This window comes from Tardiphaga sp. GW821-FHT12E02 (genome assembly GCF_058807155.1).
The window spans coordinates 1,022,869-1,038,132 of record NZ_JBXAQK010000001.1 but is presented as its reverse complement, the minus strand read 5'-3'; the positions used below and the strand labels follow the sequence as shown (position 1 = coordinate 1,038,132).

The window sequence follows — 15,264 nt, the reverse complement described above, 5'->3', positions numbered from 1 at the left end:
CGTCACGCCGCCACTTTTGGCGCCTGCTGGCGCCTTGCATGCGCGTAAAGCGACGCGATCGCACAAGACGCCATGCGGGCGCGCGCAGTATCTGCGCGTGATGTCAGCACGATCGGCACTCGGGCGCCGAGCACGATACCGGCGCCGTCCGCCTTGGCGAAGTAAGCAAGATTCTTCGCCAGCATGTTGCCGGATTCTAGATCGGGAACGACGAGGATCTGCGCACGCCCCGCAACCTCGGACTTGATGCCCTTGATCCGGGCGGCCTCGACATCGATGGCATTGTCGAATGCCAGCGGGCCATCGAGTACCCCTCCCGTAATCTGCCCGCGATCCGCCATCTTGCACAGCGCCGCTGCCTCGATGGTCGAGGGGATCATGGCCGTGACCGTCTCCACTGCCGAGAGGATTGCCACCCGCGGCGACTGACCGAACCCGGCCAAATTGTAGAGATCGATGGCATTCTGAATGATGTCCCGCTTCGCTGCAAGATCCGGGAAAATGTTGATCGCGGCATCAGTAACAAAGACGGTCTCCGCATAGGCCGGGACGTCCATCACGAAGACGTGGCTGATGCGCCGATCCGTGCGCAAGCCGCCGACTTTCGCCGTCACGGCGCGCATCAGTTCATCAGTATGCAAACTGCCCTTCATGAGCATTTCAGCTCTGGCGGCGTGGATCAGCTCGACGCCCCTGACGGCGGCATCGTCGCTATGCGCGGCATCAACGATCTCGAAGCCGGCGATGTCGAGACCGCCCTTGCTCGCGGTGTCCCTGATCTTCTGCGCGGGACCGATCAAGGTCGGCACGATGATGCCGGCCGCCGCACTATCGACGGCGCCGCGCAGCGAGGGTTCGTCGCAAGGATGGACGACGACCGTCTGAACCGGCGGCACGGCCTTGGCCGCCGCGATCAGGCGGTCATATTTGCCGGAGGATCGCACTTGGCTCGCATCAGCTGACATGTTGTTGCTCCCACTGCCCGTTGACATAGACCGCGTCACGAGGCCCTCGCTTTCGGATCGAACGGCGTGATATTCGACACCGGAATCTCGCCTTCCGCGCCAAACAGCTTCGCGACCCGCTCCAGCCTCGCTGCACGTTCGCCGGAAATCTCACCGCTCGCGGAAAGCACTTGGCGCATCGCGGCAAACACCGACCGCATGCGATCGCCGTCCGCGGGCAATAGCTTCGGTATCGCCGCCAGCGCCGCTTCAGGATCAAGCAGCAGCATGAAGAATTGCTCGCGAACAAGCGTCTTGAATTCAGGCAGCGACAATCGCTCGACCTCGTGATCGCGCCTCACTTGCCGCAGCGCCTCGATGCTTCGTTCATCGACCATGCCGCGCTCGGACCCGACATAGAGCAGCGCACGCAAGGTAGCTTCGCGCAGGCCGCCTTCGGCGATTTTTGACTTGAGTTCATCAATCCTGCTGTCGAGCATGGCGCGATGCTCATCCGACATCGCCCGTTGACTCGACGACTCGGATTGCGGGTCGATACCGACCATGGCCTGCAGCGCCGGCGAGCCATAGATATTGAGAAACATGGCTTCGCTGAGCGCCTCCTGCTGGTCACGCCAGCTATCCAGCGCATGTACGACCTGCTTTCCCATCTGCTCTTGAAACACGAGAAATGGATTGTCACTCGCAGCCGGAGTGCGACGCAGATTGACGCGCTCCGCGGCGGCCTTCACTGCGCTCATCCAGGGATTTCTGCTGCTGAAGGCCTCATATTGCAGGCGCAGAGGATGCAAATGACTCATCGCCTCCGCCATCTGCGGCGCCACCGCGTGTTTGAGCCAGGGCTGGACGTATTTACGATATGCCGCGAGATTGATTTCCGAAACGCGCTTGGCCGCCGCGAAGCGGCGCTCATCCTCCGGCGAATTGCCGCCCATCGCTCTGATGTCATCGAGAGTTCGCGCCTCGCAGCGCATCATCCACTGGCCGGCCACAAGATCGGCGCTGGCGGTCGTCTCTCCTTTGGCCTCGAACGTCGCCTCGTAGAGGCCCGGCGGCAGCACATCAATGAGGTCTATGTTGCTGGAGAATTCTGCATGTTCCTTCTTGGCAACGCCGCTGGAAACGAAAATGCCGAGATGGCCGATGCTCTTATGGACAGTATAGACGATCGTCTGCCCATACGCCCTCATCTCGCCCACATCGGCATAGCATTCGAGAATCCAATTCAGCGCCTGCTGCGGCGGCGTGACATTGTCTCCTTCGGAGCAGAACACCACAATCGGCGACTTGATCTGACGCAGATCCACCTTCCGGCCGTCCGACATCTTGATCCGGCCTGCGGCGAGATTGTTGCCGATGAAAAGCTCATCAACGATGAACTGAATCTCCTCGGCATTCAGATTGACATGCCCACCCCACCAGCGCTCGAATTCGAGATAGCGTTCCGCTTCGGTATCGATCTTGGAATAGACATTGTACTGCTTGGTCCAAAGCGTATTTGACGGGTTCTGGTTCTCGAAATTCTGCACCAGCCAGGCGCCATCAAATTTTCCGGCGCCGAGATCGCTTGTCATCGCGGTGAGCCAGCTTCCACCCATCAACCCGCCCGAATAGCGCATCGGATACCTTCCGTGCACGCCTTCCCAATAGGCGAGTGGCGCGCCGGCGATGATAAGAGGCCCGAACAGTTCGGGCCGAAGCGATGCCAGGATCATCACCGCCCAGCCGGCCTGACAATTTCCGATGACACAGGGCCTGCCATCAGCGTCGGGGTGCAAGCTGATCACTTTCTCGATAAACAGCGCCTCCGCGCGAGCGATGCGCTCGATCGTCTGGCCCCGCACCGGTTCGGGCAGAAAGCCGATGAAATAGCAGCAATGCCCCGCTTTCATCGCTACGCCGATCTCGCTGTCGGCCTTGAAGCCGCCGATCCCCGGACCATGACCAGCGCGCGGATCAACGACGATAAAGGGGCGCCGCTCCTGGTCGATCAGGGTACCATCAGGCGGAACAATGCGAACCAGCGCATAATTGACGGGATCATCGAGACCTCGCCCATCGATGATCAGTTCTGCCGCATACTGCAGGACATGAGGCGCCGTCTGCGTGACATGTTCGCAATACTGATCGCCGCGCTGGCGCATGACGTCGAGGAACAGCACACTTCGCTGCCCGGTATCGATCATGTATTCCACCGCTGAGGCAACCAACCCGGATATCGGGCCTCCGGGCAGGCTTGAAAACTCCACCGGCATGTTCCGACCTCTTCGTCGCGCATTCCCATTCAAGAATTCCGGTGACGGGCATCGTTGATCTACATCAAGGATCGGCGATCGGTTCGGGCGCCATCCCGGCTTCATCCTTGCGCATCCATGCCGCGACCAGCTCCCAAGCCACCGATAGAACAATCGGTCCGATGAACAGTCCGACAATGCCGTGCGCCAGTGTTCCGCCGATGACGCCGATAAAGATGACCAGTGTCGGCGTCGTAAGCCCGCGTCCCATCACCAGCGGCTTCAGAATATTGTCGAGTATCCCGACAACGACAAAGAAGATGGTCAACAGCAACGCCGTGGCGAAATCCTTGTCCGTCCAGATCCAGATGATGGCTGGCAAAAGAACAATGATCGCACCGATCTGGATGATGGTCAGTAGCATGACCGCGAAAGCCAGAAGGCCAGCACTTGGAATGCCGGCCATATTAAAGCCGATCCCGGCCAGCAACGCCTGCACAACCGCGATGCCGATCACGCCCTGCGAGACGGCTCGGATCGTCGCCCCTGCCAGGTCCAGCAAATGCGCGCTCTGCTCATGTACGACGAGTGACAGAAGCCGCTGCCCATTCGCGATCAATTGGGGTCCGTAGGGAAACAGAAAGCCGGCGATCAGCACCGAGAAGAGAAATTTGAGCGTCCCGACACCGGCGCTGCCTGCAAGCGCGAGCATCGTCCCCGCCAGCGGCTTCAGATACGGCGCAACCTCGCGGAGCACCGCACCGATATTACTGGATGCCCTGCTCCAGATCTCGAACAGTCGCGGTCCGACGAGGCGCCACTCTTTGATCCGTTCCGGCGGCGACGGAATAACGAAGTCGCCCGTCGTGAGATCGCTGGCGAGTTGTCGGATTCCATCCAGGGCGCTCAGGCCCAGCCATGTGGCAGGCCCGATGATGATCGCGAGATTGACGATCGTCAGAACTGCTGCCGCTGTCCTTGGACGATTTCCAAGTCGTTTGGCCAACCATTTGAACGCGGGATAGAATGCAACCGCAAGAACGCCGCTCCAAGCCAGAATGGGCACGAAGGAGCGGATCACGATGAATGTCCAAATCAACAGCAACGCGAGCAATCCCAGCCGCACTACAAGCCGGGTGACATCGTCTGCCGATAGAACGCGACGGAGAGCTCTCACGGACACGCCTTGCTCTGCTTAGTTGTGCAAGCGTTGGCGCCGCGTTCCGCGACAGTCTTGATCCAGATCAAGACTACTGCCGGGCGGTGCGGTCTGCTCGGTGCCGAACTTCTCGGCCGCAAAGTCACGCCAGCGGAGCTCCGATGTCCGATATCGCCAAATATGCCGCGTGTGACCGGTTACGCGATGGCACGCCAGTGCATGTCAGCGCGCTTCGCCGCGAGGACGAGCCGGACATGCTGGCAGCGATCGGTCAAGCCAGCGCCCAATCGCTTCAGCGACGCTTTTTTGTAATGAAGCGTCATTTCTCTGAGGCAGAGCGTACGTTCTTCATGGACGTTGATTTCGAAACACATGTCGCGCTGATCGCACGCGTCGACGAAGAAGACCGGAACGTCCTCGTCGGCGGCTGCCGCTATATTGTGTCCGAGCCAGCAAGAGCCGAAATGGCATTTATGGTCGTCGATGACTGGCAGGGACGCGGCATAGGCTCAATTTTGATGCGGCATCTCATCACGCTGGGGCAAACCGCCGGACTGAAAGAATTCACCGCAGAGGTGCTTCCGGAAAACAGTGCGATGCGAAGCATCTTCACAAAGTTCGGCTTCAGGGCGGTTCCGCAAAAGGATGTCAGAATCGTCAGTTTGGCGCTCGAACTCTCCCGCAGCGACGCGCTTGGCTGATCAGAAGCATTACGGGGATCGCATAAGTGTTGGTATGCGCTTCGTAGTTCCCGTAGCATATGCCGCTTGATCAGAACATTCACTCAATGTCCGTGGCGACCGGGTGGCGATTCGAAAAAATGAGAAAGCCGCTCCAAAAAGGAGCCGCCTGTTTTTATTTGCAAAATCAATTAGATGTTTGGTTGCGGGGATAGGATTTGAACCTATGACCTTCAGGTTATGAGCCTGACGAGCTACCGGGCTGCTCCACCCCGCGCCAAACCTTTCGGGAACATGTCCTGGATGCCGACGCCAAGGGCGCGAGCAAATCCCAGACCAAAGGTTCCTGAGAGACTGCCGGGCAATGCCGCGGCATGAGGGGTATCTATCAATGCCCGCCGGCTTTGGGAAGGGGCCGGAGGCATCTTTTTGCGTTTTTATGACGGGTGGGGAAAATTGTCCGTAACCGCCGTCAGCTCAGCAGAAATCCGCCATCCACGGTCACCGTGCTACCGGTCATGTAGCGCGAGGCGCCGGAGGCCAGCAGCAGGATGGCGCCGTCGAGATCGCTCTCGTGCCCGACCCGGCGCTGGGCGATACGCTTGACCAGCTTTTCGCCCACCGGCGTGTCCCAGGCCGCGTGATTGATCTCGGTGTCGATATAGCCCGGCGCCAGCGCATTGACGCGGATCCGGTGCGCCGCGAGTTCCAGCGCCAGCGCCCTGGTCGCCTGCACGATGCCGGCCTTGGAGATCGCATAAGGCGACACCGCCTTGGTCAGGCCGAAACCGAGCACCGAGGCGACATTGACGATATTGCCTTCGACCTTGTGTGCGATCATGCGCCGGGCCGCTTCCGTCGCCGCGAAATAGGCGCCCTTGAGATTGGCACCGATGACCGAATCCCAATCGGCTTCGGTCTGCTCGATGGCCATCTTCTCCACCGCGATGCCGGCATTATTGATCAGCACGGTCACGGGGCCGAGCGCCTGCTCGGCCGCGTCGAAGGCTTTTGCGATCGAGGCGTTGTCGGTGACATCCATCGCGACAGCAAAGGCACGGCCGCCTTTGTCCGTGATCTCCTTCTGCAGGGCTTCAAGCTTCCCGGTCTGCCGCGCCGCCAGCACCACCGCCGCACCATGGGCCGACAGCACGCGCGCAAACTGGCGGCCGAGCCCCTGCGAGGCGCCGGTGATGAGGATGACTTCCTTGCTGACGTCGAAGATCGCGGACATATTCGTTCCCTGCTGCGGCTGTTCTGTTGGCCCAGTGATACCCAACCTTGCCGCGATCGCAAAACCTGCGCGCCGACCCCGATTTCTTTGCTGCGGAATTGCCGCCTGACGTGAGCATGCGATGAACAGTTTCGACGTCGTCGTCGCCATGGCGCTGATCATCGTCATGGTGCTCGGCTTCCGCGCAGGATTGCTGCGCAGCGGCATCACCATTCTCGGCTATCTCGTCGCGGCACCGATCGCCGTGTGGATCACCGGCCTGATCCTGCCGCAGGCACCGGCGGCCACCTCGCAGGTGCAGCACTCGTTGATCTTCTTCGCGATCTTCCTGATCGCAGGCATCGTGCTGGGCTCGCTGCTGCGCCTGGCCATCAATGATCTGATCGGCACGCATATCGGCATCGGTGACAGGCTCGGCGGCGCTGCGCTCGGCGCGATCCGTGTCGGCCTGATCGCGGTGACCCTGGTGCTGATCTTCGATCAGCTGGTGCCGGCGCATCTGCAGCCGCCCTATCTCACCGGGTCGCAATTGCGCCCGATGCTGTCGCGGATCGGCCAGACCGGCATTCGCTCGCTACCCGCGGATGTCACCGCGCGGTTCGAGCAGCTGAAGCGCGCGCATGAGCCATGACGCAGGCGCAGCTCCCCTGCTCGCCTTGCATGTCCGCGCCGCTTATCAGATGCAATCGGAACCGCTAGAGTGCGCATCATCCGTCAGCCAACCTTTTGGGAGTGATATCGTGGATCTTGGAATCAAAGGCCGCCGCGCATTGGTGTGCGCATCGAGCAAGGGCCTCGGCCTTGGTTGCGCCGCAGCGCTTGCCGCCGAAGGCGTGCATGTCACCATGACTGCACGCGGCGCCGAAGTTCTGGCCGCCGCTGCAGCGGAAGTGCGCAAGGCCAATCCGGGCGTCGAGATCATCGAGGTGGTGGGCGACATCACCACGCCGGAAGGCCGCGAAGCCGCGCTGAAAGCGGCCGGCATCATCGACATTCTCGTCAACAATGCCGGCGGCCCGCCGCCCGGCGATTTCCGCAACTGGAATCGTGACGACTGGATCAAGGCCATCGACGCCAACATGCTGACGCCGATCGAGCTGATCAAGGCCACGGTGGACGGCATGATCGAGCGCAAGTTCGGCCGTATCGTCAACATCACCTCGGCCGCCGTGAAGGCCCCGATCGATGTGCTCGGCCTCTCCAACGGCGCGCGCTCGGGCCTCACCGGCTTTGTCGCCGGCCTGTCGCGCAAGACCGTGCGCAACAATGTCACGATCAATGGCCTGCTGCCGGGCCCGTTCAACACTGATCGCATCCGCGGCGTTGCGGCGGGTCAGGCCAAGAACAGCGGCAAGTCGGTGGAGGAAATCCTGACGCAGCGCGCCAGCGAAAATCCGGCCGGCCGTTTCGGCGAAGCCGACGAATTCGGCCAGGCCTGTGCATGGCTGTGCGGCGCGAAGTCGGGCTTCATCACCGGCCAGAACATCCTGCTCGATGGCGGCGCGTTCCCCGGCACGATGTAACTCCGTCCCTCATGGTGAGGAGGCGCGACGCGCCGTCTCGAACCATGAGCCGCAAGCTCTCAGAGCTTGCGGCCATCCTTCGAGACGCGGCCCAAGGGCCGCTCCTCAGGATGAGGGTGGAGTTAATTCACCGGCGTCGTGCGCTCATCCGCCCATTCGATCCCGAATTCCTCGAGCCCTTCGGCCAAGAGATCGCCAAGCAGCGGCTCGCCCAGCAGATAGCGCGCGGTTCGCCCATTATTGCCCTCCGCAGCCTCGCGGCGCAGATCAGCCCATTCCTCGATGGTTCCATCACCGCGGCCAAGCCGCATCAGAGCCACGAGATCGACCTTCTCATCCTCGCTCAAGGCGGCGATGAAGCCGGAGATCTCCTTGACGACGGGATCGCTGCCGTCATCCTCCAGCACGTCGATCATCTTGTCGTCGGCCCCATTGGAGCCCTCGTCGGTATCGACCTCGATATCCTTGGCGTCGAACTGCCGGGCCTTCTCGATCAGGAAGCCGACCTTGTCGGATGAAATGGCGAGTTCTGGCATCATGCGCTCCTCGGAAAACCTGTTGTACCGGCACCAACGCGCAGCATTGCGAGATGATCCATTGCGCCCGCAGCGCAACATCCCGCATGCTCCGCCGCAATAAGAACACGGGAGTGAACGACGCATGCAATGGACGGTCGGCAAGGTCAGGATCACGCAAATTACCGAGAGCCGGATGACGGGCAGCACGCGCTTCATCCTTCCGCAGGCCGGTCCCGACGAGGTGAAAGCGCTGCCCTGGCTGATCCCCGATTTTGCCAATGAAGAGGGCCGGTTGAAAATGTCGATCCATGCGCTGGTGGTGGAAACACCAACGCGGCGCATCATTGTCGACACCTGCCTCGGCAATGACAAGGAAGGCCGCTCGGTGCCGACCTGGAATCATCTCAATACGCCGTTCCTGCGCCACCTCGCTGAAGCGGGCTTCGCGCCTGACAGCATCGACACGGTTCTCTGCACGCATCTGCATGTGGACCATGTCGGCTGGAATACGCGGCTGGTGGAAGGGCAGTGGGTGCCGACCTTCCCGAACGCGCGCTATCTGTTTGGACGCGACGAATACAATTACTGGAAAGACCATAGCGAGCGCCCGGATCACATCGCTGTGTTCAACGACTCCATCAAACCCGTGGTCGATGCGGGCTTGGTCGATCTCATCGCAGCCGATGCCGATGTCGCCAATGAAATCACATTGATTCCGACACCGGGTCACAGCCCCGGCCATATGAGCGTGCATATCAGATCCGACGGGGAGGAAGCTCTGCTCACCGGCGATGCCGCGCATCATCCCGTGCAGATGGCGCATCCCGATTGGGCCTCGACGGCGGATTCCGATCCAGCGCAATCCACACGCTCACGCCGTGAACTATTCGCGCGTTTTGCCGATACGCCGACGCTGGTGATCGGTGGCCATTACGGCGCCGGCCGCATCAAAAGCGACGGCGATGCCTGGCGTTTTGATGCGCTGCCGTAGGGCGGATGAGCGCAGCGTCATCCGCCCTACGACGGTCCAGAGCCCAATCCAGGTTGAATTTAATTCCGCGGTGTTCCACAACTTCACCCGCCAAATAAAGGCTCCAGGGAGACGACAATGAAACTCGTAAGATACGGCGCGTTCGGCAGCGAGAAGCCGGGACTGATCGACAACAACGGCAAGCTGCGCGACCTCTCCGGCAAGATCGCCGATCTCGCCGACGACGCCTTCTCGCCCGACAATCTTGCCAAGCTCAAAGCTATCGATCCGGCCTCCCTCCCTGAAGTTTCCGGCAACCAGCGCTACGGTTCGCCCGTCGGCGGCAAGCCGAAATTCATCGCCATCGGCCTGAATTATGCGGACCATGCCGCTGAGTCGAACATGCCGATCCCGTCCGAACCGATCGTCTTCATGAAGGCGCTGAACTCGCTGTGTGGCCCCAATGACGATGTCGAAAAGCCGCGCGGCTCCACCAAGCTCGACTGGGAAGTCGAACTCGCGATCATCATCGGGACCAAGGCGAAATATGTGTCGGAAGCCGATGCGCTGAAGCATGTCGCCGGCTATGCCGTCTGCAACGACGTCTCCGAACGCTTCTTCCAGATCGAGCGCGGCGGCCAGTGGACCAAGGGCAAGTCGCACGACACGTTCGGCCCGCTCGGTCCGTGGATCGCGACGACCGACGAAGTTGCCGACGTGCACAAGCTGAGCATGTGGCTCGACGTCAATGGCAAGCGCTGCCAGACCGGCTCGACAGCGACCATGATCTTCAACGTGCCGCAGATCGTGTCCTATCTCTCCGGCATGATGACCCTGATGCCCGGCGACATCATCACCACGGGCACCCCGCCCGGCGTCGGCCTTGGCATGAAGCCGCCGAAATTCCTCGAAGTCGGCGACGTCATGACCCTCGGCATCGAAGGCCTGGGTGAGCAGAAACAGAAGGTCGTGGCGGCTTAAGAGCGCACAACACTCTCAACCGTCATTGCGAGCGCAGCGAAGCAATCCAGAAGAAGATAAAGAAAGAACTGGATTGCTTCGTCGCTACGCTCCTCGCAATGACGTTGGATAATAATGATTAGAAGGACCTAACATGAAGCTTACTTTTTCTCCGGGTTCGCCTTTCGCACGCAAGGTGCGCATCGCGGCCATCGAACTCGGGCTGATCGACAAGATCGAACTCGTGCCGGCAACCGTGGCGCCGACGCAGAAGAACGAAGCCTATGCCCATGACATCAGCCCCGTCCGCAAACTGCCGGCGCTGATCCTCGATAGCGGCCAGGTGATCGTCGACAGCTACAACATCACCGAATATCTCGACGAGCTCGCCGGCGGCGGCAAACTCGTCCCGGCCTCAGGCCCGGCGCGATGGAAGGTGAAGACGGAGCATACGCTCATCCAGAGCATGACCGACGCGCTGCTGCTGTGCCGCTATGAAATGGGCGTGCGGCCGAAAGAATTCTTCTGGCAGGGCTGGTACGACGATCAGTGGGACCGCGCCTGGGTCGGCCTCGGCCAGTTCGAGAACCATCCGGACATTCTCACCCGCCCGCTCGACGCCGCACAGATCTCGCTGGTGTGTATCCTTGGCTATCTGGACTTCCGCTTCGCGGATTGCGGCTGGCGCAAGGCATTTCCGAAGCTCGATGCGTTTCACGAACGCATGCTGCAGCGGGAATCGGTGAAGGTGTCCGTGCCGCCGAAGGGCTAATCGAACAGCGAGGGCGTGTAATTCACATACGCGCCCTCGATGGCCAGCATTTTAAGCTTGGTCTCGACACCGCCATTGGCCGAAAAGCCGCCGGGCTTGCCGCCCGCTGCGAGCACGCGATGGCAGGGCACGATGATCGGGCACGGATTCTGCCCCATCGCCTGCCCCACATTGCGCGACAACTCGACGCCGCCGAGTCGTTTGGCGATATCGCCATAGGTCAAGGTTTTGCCGGGCGGAATCTCGCGGGCGATGGCATAGACCTCGCGATTGAAATCGGGACTGTCAGATAGATCGAGATCGATATCGGCGAGATCGACCTGTTGGCCCGCCATCAGCGCGACCATCCGATCGATCGCCACCTGCACCACGGCTGGCGGCGGCGCTTCAATGAGCGCCTGATAGCGCTGTTTCAATCGCCCGCGCGTCTGTGCCTCGCTCGGCAGCGGCAATTGGATCGCGACGATCCCGCGATCGGCCCAGGCGATGCCGCAACGGCCGATGGCGGTGTCGAAAAGTGCAAACTGGATGTCGGCCATCACAGCCTCCTCACATCGATCGAAGCATCAATGTGTGTCCGAAAGCCCGGATTCGCCACCCGTTTTCGGACTTAACCCTGTGGTTCGCGCGACGGCATCGCAGCCGCCTTGTGAATGAAAGCCTGGCCGAGCGCGTCCAGAATTTCCTTGGTCGCGACGAACATATAGGGCCCGTCCTCGGTCTCGAAGGCGATGCCCACCACGGTCGGATCCGGCTGGTAGTCCATCAGGCTATAGCCCTTGAGCGGCAAAGCGGGGCGGTCTTGTGGCTTGCTGGACATGTCGGTGTTCCGCGTCAGTGAAATGATGGCAACGGATTAGACAACATTGGCGCAAACGCCAAGCGGCTTCCGCACGACGCAGTCAGAGCGCGATGAATTCCTCTGCCAAGGCAATGGCTTGACGCTCGTCCGCAGCGATCGCCATGGGAACCGGAAACGCCGTGGCCATCGCCTTCGCGCGGCTTTCCCAAAGTATGCGCTTTGCAGGATCGGGCTCGATATAGACGAAGCCACGGCAGACGCGGGCGAGGGTCGCGACATGGGCCTTGAACCAGATCGTCCGCGTTGTCTGGTCCTCACGGCTCTCGTGGCCCCCAGTGTCGTCCGCACGCGTGATCATGACGAAGGGCGTTCCGCGCGCGATCAGCCATTCCAGAGCAGCGTGATAGCGCGAAACGCGATCGACTGCCCCCGCCGGAAGCGCCGCGACCATGACGATCGGGTCGCGGCTGGCATCGATCAGATCGGGATCGCTCATCGGGTCACTCCGGACGCCTGCGTCATTTGCGCGGCAGTGCTGCCGCCGCAACCTGGTCGGAGAATTTGAACTTCACCGTCGCGCCCACCATCAGCGGCACGCCGACAGCGACGAGCGGGCCGGCGCCGACATCGGTGGCGCTGACGCGATAGCGCTGATCGGTGAGATTGGTGCCCCAGATATGTGCCGCATAGTGCTCGTTCTCGACGCCGATCCGCGCATTGAGCAGGCCGTAGCCGGGCTGGCGCAGGCTGTTGGCGACATCGAACCAGAAACCGGAGCGATACTGCCAGGTGATATCGGCATTGCCGACGAGATTGTCGATGCCGACATTCCACGCATAGCCGATGCCGAACGAGCCGGTGAATTTCGAGATATATTGCTGCTCCTTGCCGCTGGCATCGATGACGCCGGCCACACCGGTGGCAAGCGCATTGCGGAAGTCCACATAACTGGCATCGGCATAGCCGGCCGAGGCGAGCAGTGACCAATGCTCGTCGAGCTTCACGCGCGCATCGAGCTCGGCGCCGTAAGAGCGGCTCCTGGCGGCATTCTGGATCGGCGACGACAGGGTGGCGACATTGAATGTCTGCACCTGCTGGTTCTTCCAGTCCATGAAGAACACCGCACCGTTCAATGCCAGACGGTCGCCGAAGAATTTGCCCTTGAAGCCGCCCTCATAGCTCCAGAGCGCTTCCGGCTCGAACGGCTTCTCGTCGCCCGGTGCCACGAAACCCGCATTGAAGCCGGCAGACTTATAGCCGCGGCTGGCACTGACATAGAGATTGAGCTTGTCGGTGACGTCATAGATCGCCCCGATCCGCGGCGTGACATAGGGCGCCGAGATACTGGCCTGATAGCCCGGCGCGAAGCCCGCCACGACCGGCGCAAACAGCGTGTTGAAGGATGCGTTGTCGGAACTGAAGTTGTAGTTGAAGTCCTTGTGGTCATAGCCCACGCGCGCGCCGCCGAAGATCTTCCAGTGATCGGTGATGGCGACCGTGGCATCGGCGAAGCCGGCCACGACGGTGGTGTCGGTCACGCCCTTCGACGACAAGGCAACGCTGTTGCCCGTCAGAAAGCCGCCGGGATTGAAGGTGTTGACGATGCCATAGGTGCGCGCGCCTTCGCTGCGCTCGGCATAGAGGCCGGCAACCCATTGCACCCGGTCGGACCGATCGGATTCGTAGCGCAGCTCCTGCGAGGCCTGGCGATAGCTGCCATTGAATGGGTTGTTGGCGCGATACTGGAATCCCGCAATTCCGAAGGACTGGAACAGCGCATCATTGGCAGCGAAATAGCCGCGCGGGAACGGCGTGCCGTTGAAATCGAGATCATTGGAGCGGAAGCCGGTGAGCGACACCAGGCGGTCGCCATTGTCCAGCCGCGCAGTGAACTGGGCGCGGCCCGTGGTCGTCTTGACGGTACCGTTCACTGGGCTGAGGATATCGACGCTGCGGCGACCGGCATTGAAATCGGCATTGGTCATCCACGCGCCGTCGAATGTGCGCTGATGCTCGTGCTCGATACTGCCGAGGAAATCGACGACGTCATTGACGGGACCACTGACACTGAGGCGGCCGGCGACATCCTCGAGCGAATTGACGTCGCGCCCGACGGCGACGTTCGGCGTGAAGCCGTCATTGCGGGAGCCGGAGAAGGCGCCGCGCACGGCCCAGCCATTGTTGCCCGCCGGCGTGTTGAAGACGCCGAACATGCGCGCGGTGTTGAACCGCCCGTATTCCAGACCGATTTCGCCAGTACGGCGCGACGGATCCGGCACATTGGAGATCACATTGATGGAGCCGGCGAGATTGTTGCGCCCGTAAAGCGTGCCCTGCGGGCCGCGCAGGATCTCTATCCGCGCCACATCGAGCAGCGTGCTGCGATAGGACTGCGATGTGCCGGCCGAGACGCCGTCGATATACAGGCCGACCGATGGATCGGTGTCGATCAGTGCCGAGCCGACGCCGCGGATGGCCGTGAAATTGGTGTAGAGACTGCCGGAGAGCGTGCCCATCTGCACGTTCGGCGTCTGGTTCAGCACCTGATCGGTACGCGTCAGCTGGTTGTCGGCCATACGCTCGCCCGACCACACGTCGATGCTCATCGGAACATCGAATGCAGCCTCGGGACGTTTTTGCGCGGTGACCGTGATTTCGTCGAGTTGAACCGCCTGCTGCGCGCAAGCCGGATGAGCAATGATCGACAATGACAGAGCCAAGAGTGATTTACGGCGCATCAGATCCCCCACATTCGCGCCATTTTCATAAGCCGTTTTGCGGCCGGCATGCCGATGGCCGCTTATGAGATCGGACAAAACATCTATGAGAGCCGTCGAACGGCGCTTGGGGGATGGCCGAAGTGACGCTTGAAAGCCGCAGTGAAATTCGCGGGATGCGCATAGCCGGCGCGATAGGCCGCCTCGGCAATGGAGAGCGCGTGACTTTCGATCAGTTCGCGCCCGAATTGCAGGCGACGTTCCGTGATATAGCGGCCGATCCCGATGCCGAAGCTCGCCGAGAAATCCTGCTTCAGCTTGCTGGCACTGATACCGAATGTGTGCGCGAGACCATGGATGGTGTGTTCGGCGCCAGGCGCCTGATCGATCAGATCGCGCACCGCCATCATGCGATCGAGCGACGACCGTCGATGGCCATGCGAAGTCTCGACATAGCGCGCACCGAAATCGCTCATCAGCACGGCCAGCAGATCCAGCGCACGACTTTCGAAATAGAGCGCGGCGGCGACACCATGGCCGGGCGGATACTGGATCGACAGCGCAAGCTCGCGCAGCCGCGGATCCAGCGCACGCCGCTGGGTGGTGATCGCTTTGCGGGTCGCAGCCCGCATCGCGTCGAACGCGCTGTTGCTGCCGAAGCGGCCTTCAACAGCCTCGAACCAGTCCGGCGTGACCACGAGCTCGACAGTCCGTACGGGATGGCTCGGCA

The 15,264-nt window shown here is 61.3% G+C and carries 16 protein-coding genes and 1 tRNA gene (1 of these 17 only partly in view); 6 read left to right on the top strand and 11 right to left on the bottom strand.

From position 1 onward, the window contains the following. Positions 1–2: 2 nt before the first annotated feature. The 3 genes from AC1RQ5_RS04945 to AC1RQ5_RS04935 form a co-directional block, all read right to left on the bottom strand. Positions 3–965: a phosphate acetyltransferase gene (locus tag AC1RQ5_RS04945; RefSeq protein WP_493197347.1), complete on the bottom strand. Its 963-nt coding sequence runs from the start codon at positions 963–965 to the stop codon at positions 3–5. Between the two features lie 35 nt (positions 966–1,000). Beyond that, positions 1,001–3,220: a DUF3141 domain-containing protein gene (locus AC1RQ5_RS04940; RefSeq protein ID WP_493203312.1), complete on the bottom strand. Its 2,220-nt coding sequence runs from the start codon at positions 3,218–3,220 to the stop codon at positions 1,001–1,003. Between the two features lie 64 nt (positions 3,221–3,284). Beyond that, complete coding sequence (locus AC1RQ5_RS04935; RefSeq protein ID WP_493197345.1) at positions 3,285–4,376, bottom strand: AI-2E family transporter; 1,092 nt, start codon at positions 4,374–4,376, stop codon at positions 3,285–3,287. Between the two features lie 143 nt (positions 4,377–4,519). Between AC1RQ5_RS04935 and AC1RQ5_RS04930 the strand changes: the two genes are divergently transcribed. Beyond that, the gene (locus tag AC1RQ5_RS04930) at positions 4,520–5,059 is read left to right on the top strand and encodes a GNAT family N-acetyltransferase (protein ID WP_493197343.1); all 540 of its coding nucleotides are present in this window, start codon (positions 4,520–4,522) and stop codon (positions 5,057–5,059) included. A 179-nt stretch (positions 5,060–5,238) separates the two neighbouring features. Here the strand turns inward: AC1RQ5_RS04930 and AC1RQ5_RS04925 are convergent. Next, positions 5,239–5,315: transfer RNA gene (locus tag AC1RQ5_RS04925), tRNA-Met, on the bottom strand. 195 nt (positions 5,316–5,510) lie between these two features. Then, complete coding sequence (locus AC1RQ5_RS04920) at positions 5,511–6,272, bottom strand: SDR family NAD(P)-dependent oxidoreductase (protein WP_493197341.1); 762 nt, start codon at positions 6,270–6,272, stop codon at positions 5,511–5,513. Positions 6,273–6,393: 121 nt separating this feature from the next. Between AC1RQ5_RS04920 and AC1RQ5_RS04915 the strand changes: the two genes are divergently transcribed. Both AC1RQ5_RS04915 and AC1RQ5_RS04910 read left to right on the top strand, forming a co-directional pair. After that, on the top strand, positions 6,394–6,903 hold the full coding sequence (locus AC1RQ5_RS04915; protein ID WP_493197339.1) for a CvpA family protein: 510 nt from the start codon (positions 6,394–6,396) through the stop codon (positions 6,901–6,903). A 109-nt stretch (positions 6,904–7,012) separates the two neighbouring features. After that, positions 7,013–7,795 carry an SDR family oxidoreductase gene (locus AC1RQ5_RS04910; RefSeq protein WP_493197337.1) on the top strand — a complete coding sequence of 261 codons (783 nt, stop codon included), beginning with the start codon at positions 7,013–7,015 and terminating at the stop codon, positions 7,793–7,795. A gap of 122 nt (positions 7,796–7,917) precedes the next feature. On the opposite strand, the gene AC1RQ5_RS04905 is transcribed toward AC1RQ5_RS04910, so the two are convergent. Continuing rightward, positions 7,918–8,331, bottom strand: a complete 414-nt coding sequence (locus AC1RQ5_RS04905; RefSeq protein ID WP_398483047.1) for a DUF3775 domain-containing protein — start codon at positions 8,329–8,331, stop codon at positions 7,918–7,920. A gap of 124 nt (positions 8,332–8,455) precedes the next feature. Between AC1RQ5_RS04905 and AC1RQ5_RS04900 the strand changes: the two genes are divergently transcribed. The 3 genes from AC1RQ5_RS04900 (at position 8,456) to AC1RQ5_RS04890 (ending at position 11,015) form a co-directional block, all read left to right on the top strand. After that, positions 8,456–9,304 carry an MBL fold metallo-hydrolase gene (locus tag AC1RQ5_RS04900; RefSeq protein ID WP_493197335.1) on the top strand — a complete coding sequence of 283 codons (849 nt, stop codon included), beginning with the start codon at positions 8,456–8,458 and terminating at the stop codon, positions 9,302–9,304. Positions 9,305–9,421: 117 nt separating this feature from the next. After that, positions 9,422–10,264, top strand: a complete 843-nt coding sequence (locus tag AC1RQ5_RS04895) for a fumarylacetoacetate hydrolase family protein (protein WP_493197333.1) — start codon at positions 9,422–9,424, stop codon at positions 10,262–10,264. 133 nt (positions 10,265–10,397) lie between these two features. Beyond that, complete coding sequence (locus AC1RQ5_RS04890; protein ID WP_493197331.1) at positions 10,398–11,015, top strand: glutathione S-transferase family protein; 618 nt, start codon at positions 10,398–10,400, stop codon at positions 11,013–11,015. Here the strand turns inward: AC1RQ5_RS04890 and AC1RQ5_RS04885 are convergent. From AC1RQ5_RS04885 to AC1RQ5_RS04865, 5 genes are all read right to left on the bottom strand, one after another. Continuing rightward, positions 11,012–11,554, bottom strand: coding sequence for a methylated-DNA--[protein]-cysteine S-methyltransferase (locus tag AC1RQ5_RS04885; protein ID WP_493197329.1), 543 nt, complete (start codon positions 11,552–11,554; stop codon positions 11,012–11,014). The two genes, AC1RQ5_RS04890 and AC1RQ5_RS04885, sit on opposite strands and share 4 nt — an antisense overlap. A 71-nt stretch (positions 11,555–11,625) precedes the next feature. Next, positions 11,626–11,835: a hypothetical protein gene (locus AC1RQ5_RS04880; protein ID WP_493197327.1), complete on the bottom strand. Its 210-nt coding sequence runs from the start codon at positions 11,833–11,835 to the stop codon at positions 11,626–11,628. Positions 11,836–11,917: 82 nt separating this feature from the next. Next, the gene (locus tag AC1RQ5_RS04875; RefSeq protein ID WP_493197326.1) at positions 11,918–12,313 is read right to left on the bottom strand and encodes a hypothetical protein; all 396 of its coding nucleotides are present in this window, start codon (positions 12,311–12,313) and stop codon (positions 11,918–11,920) included. Between the two features lie 22 nt (positions 12,314–12,335). Next, positions 12,336–14,555 (bottom strand): TonB-dependent receptor, encoded by a 2,220-nt coding sequence (locus tag AC1RQ5_RS04870; protein WP_493197324.1) that lies wholly within the window; start codon positions 14,553–14,555, stop codon positions 12,336–12,338. A gap of 83 nt (positions 14,556–14,638) precedes the next feature. After that, positions 14,639–15,264, bottom strand: partial view of a helix-turn-helix transcriptional regulator gene (locus tag AC1RQ5_RS04865; protein ID WP_493197322.1) — the 3' portion only. 313 nt of this gene lie beyond the right edge of the window; only the last 626 of its 939 coding nucleotides appear in the window; its start codon lies off the right edge, out of view; it ends in the stop codon at positions 14,639–14,641.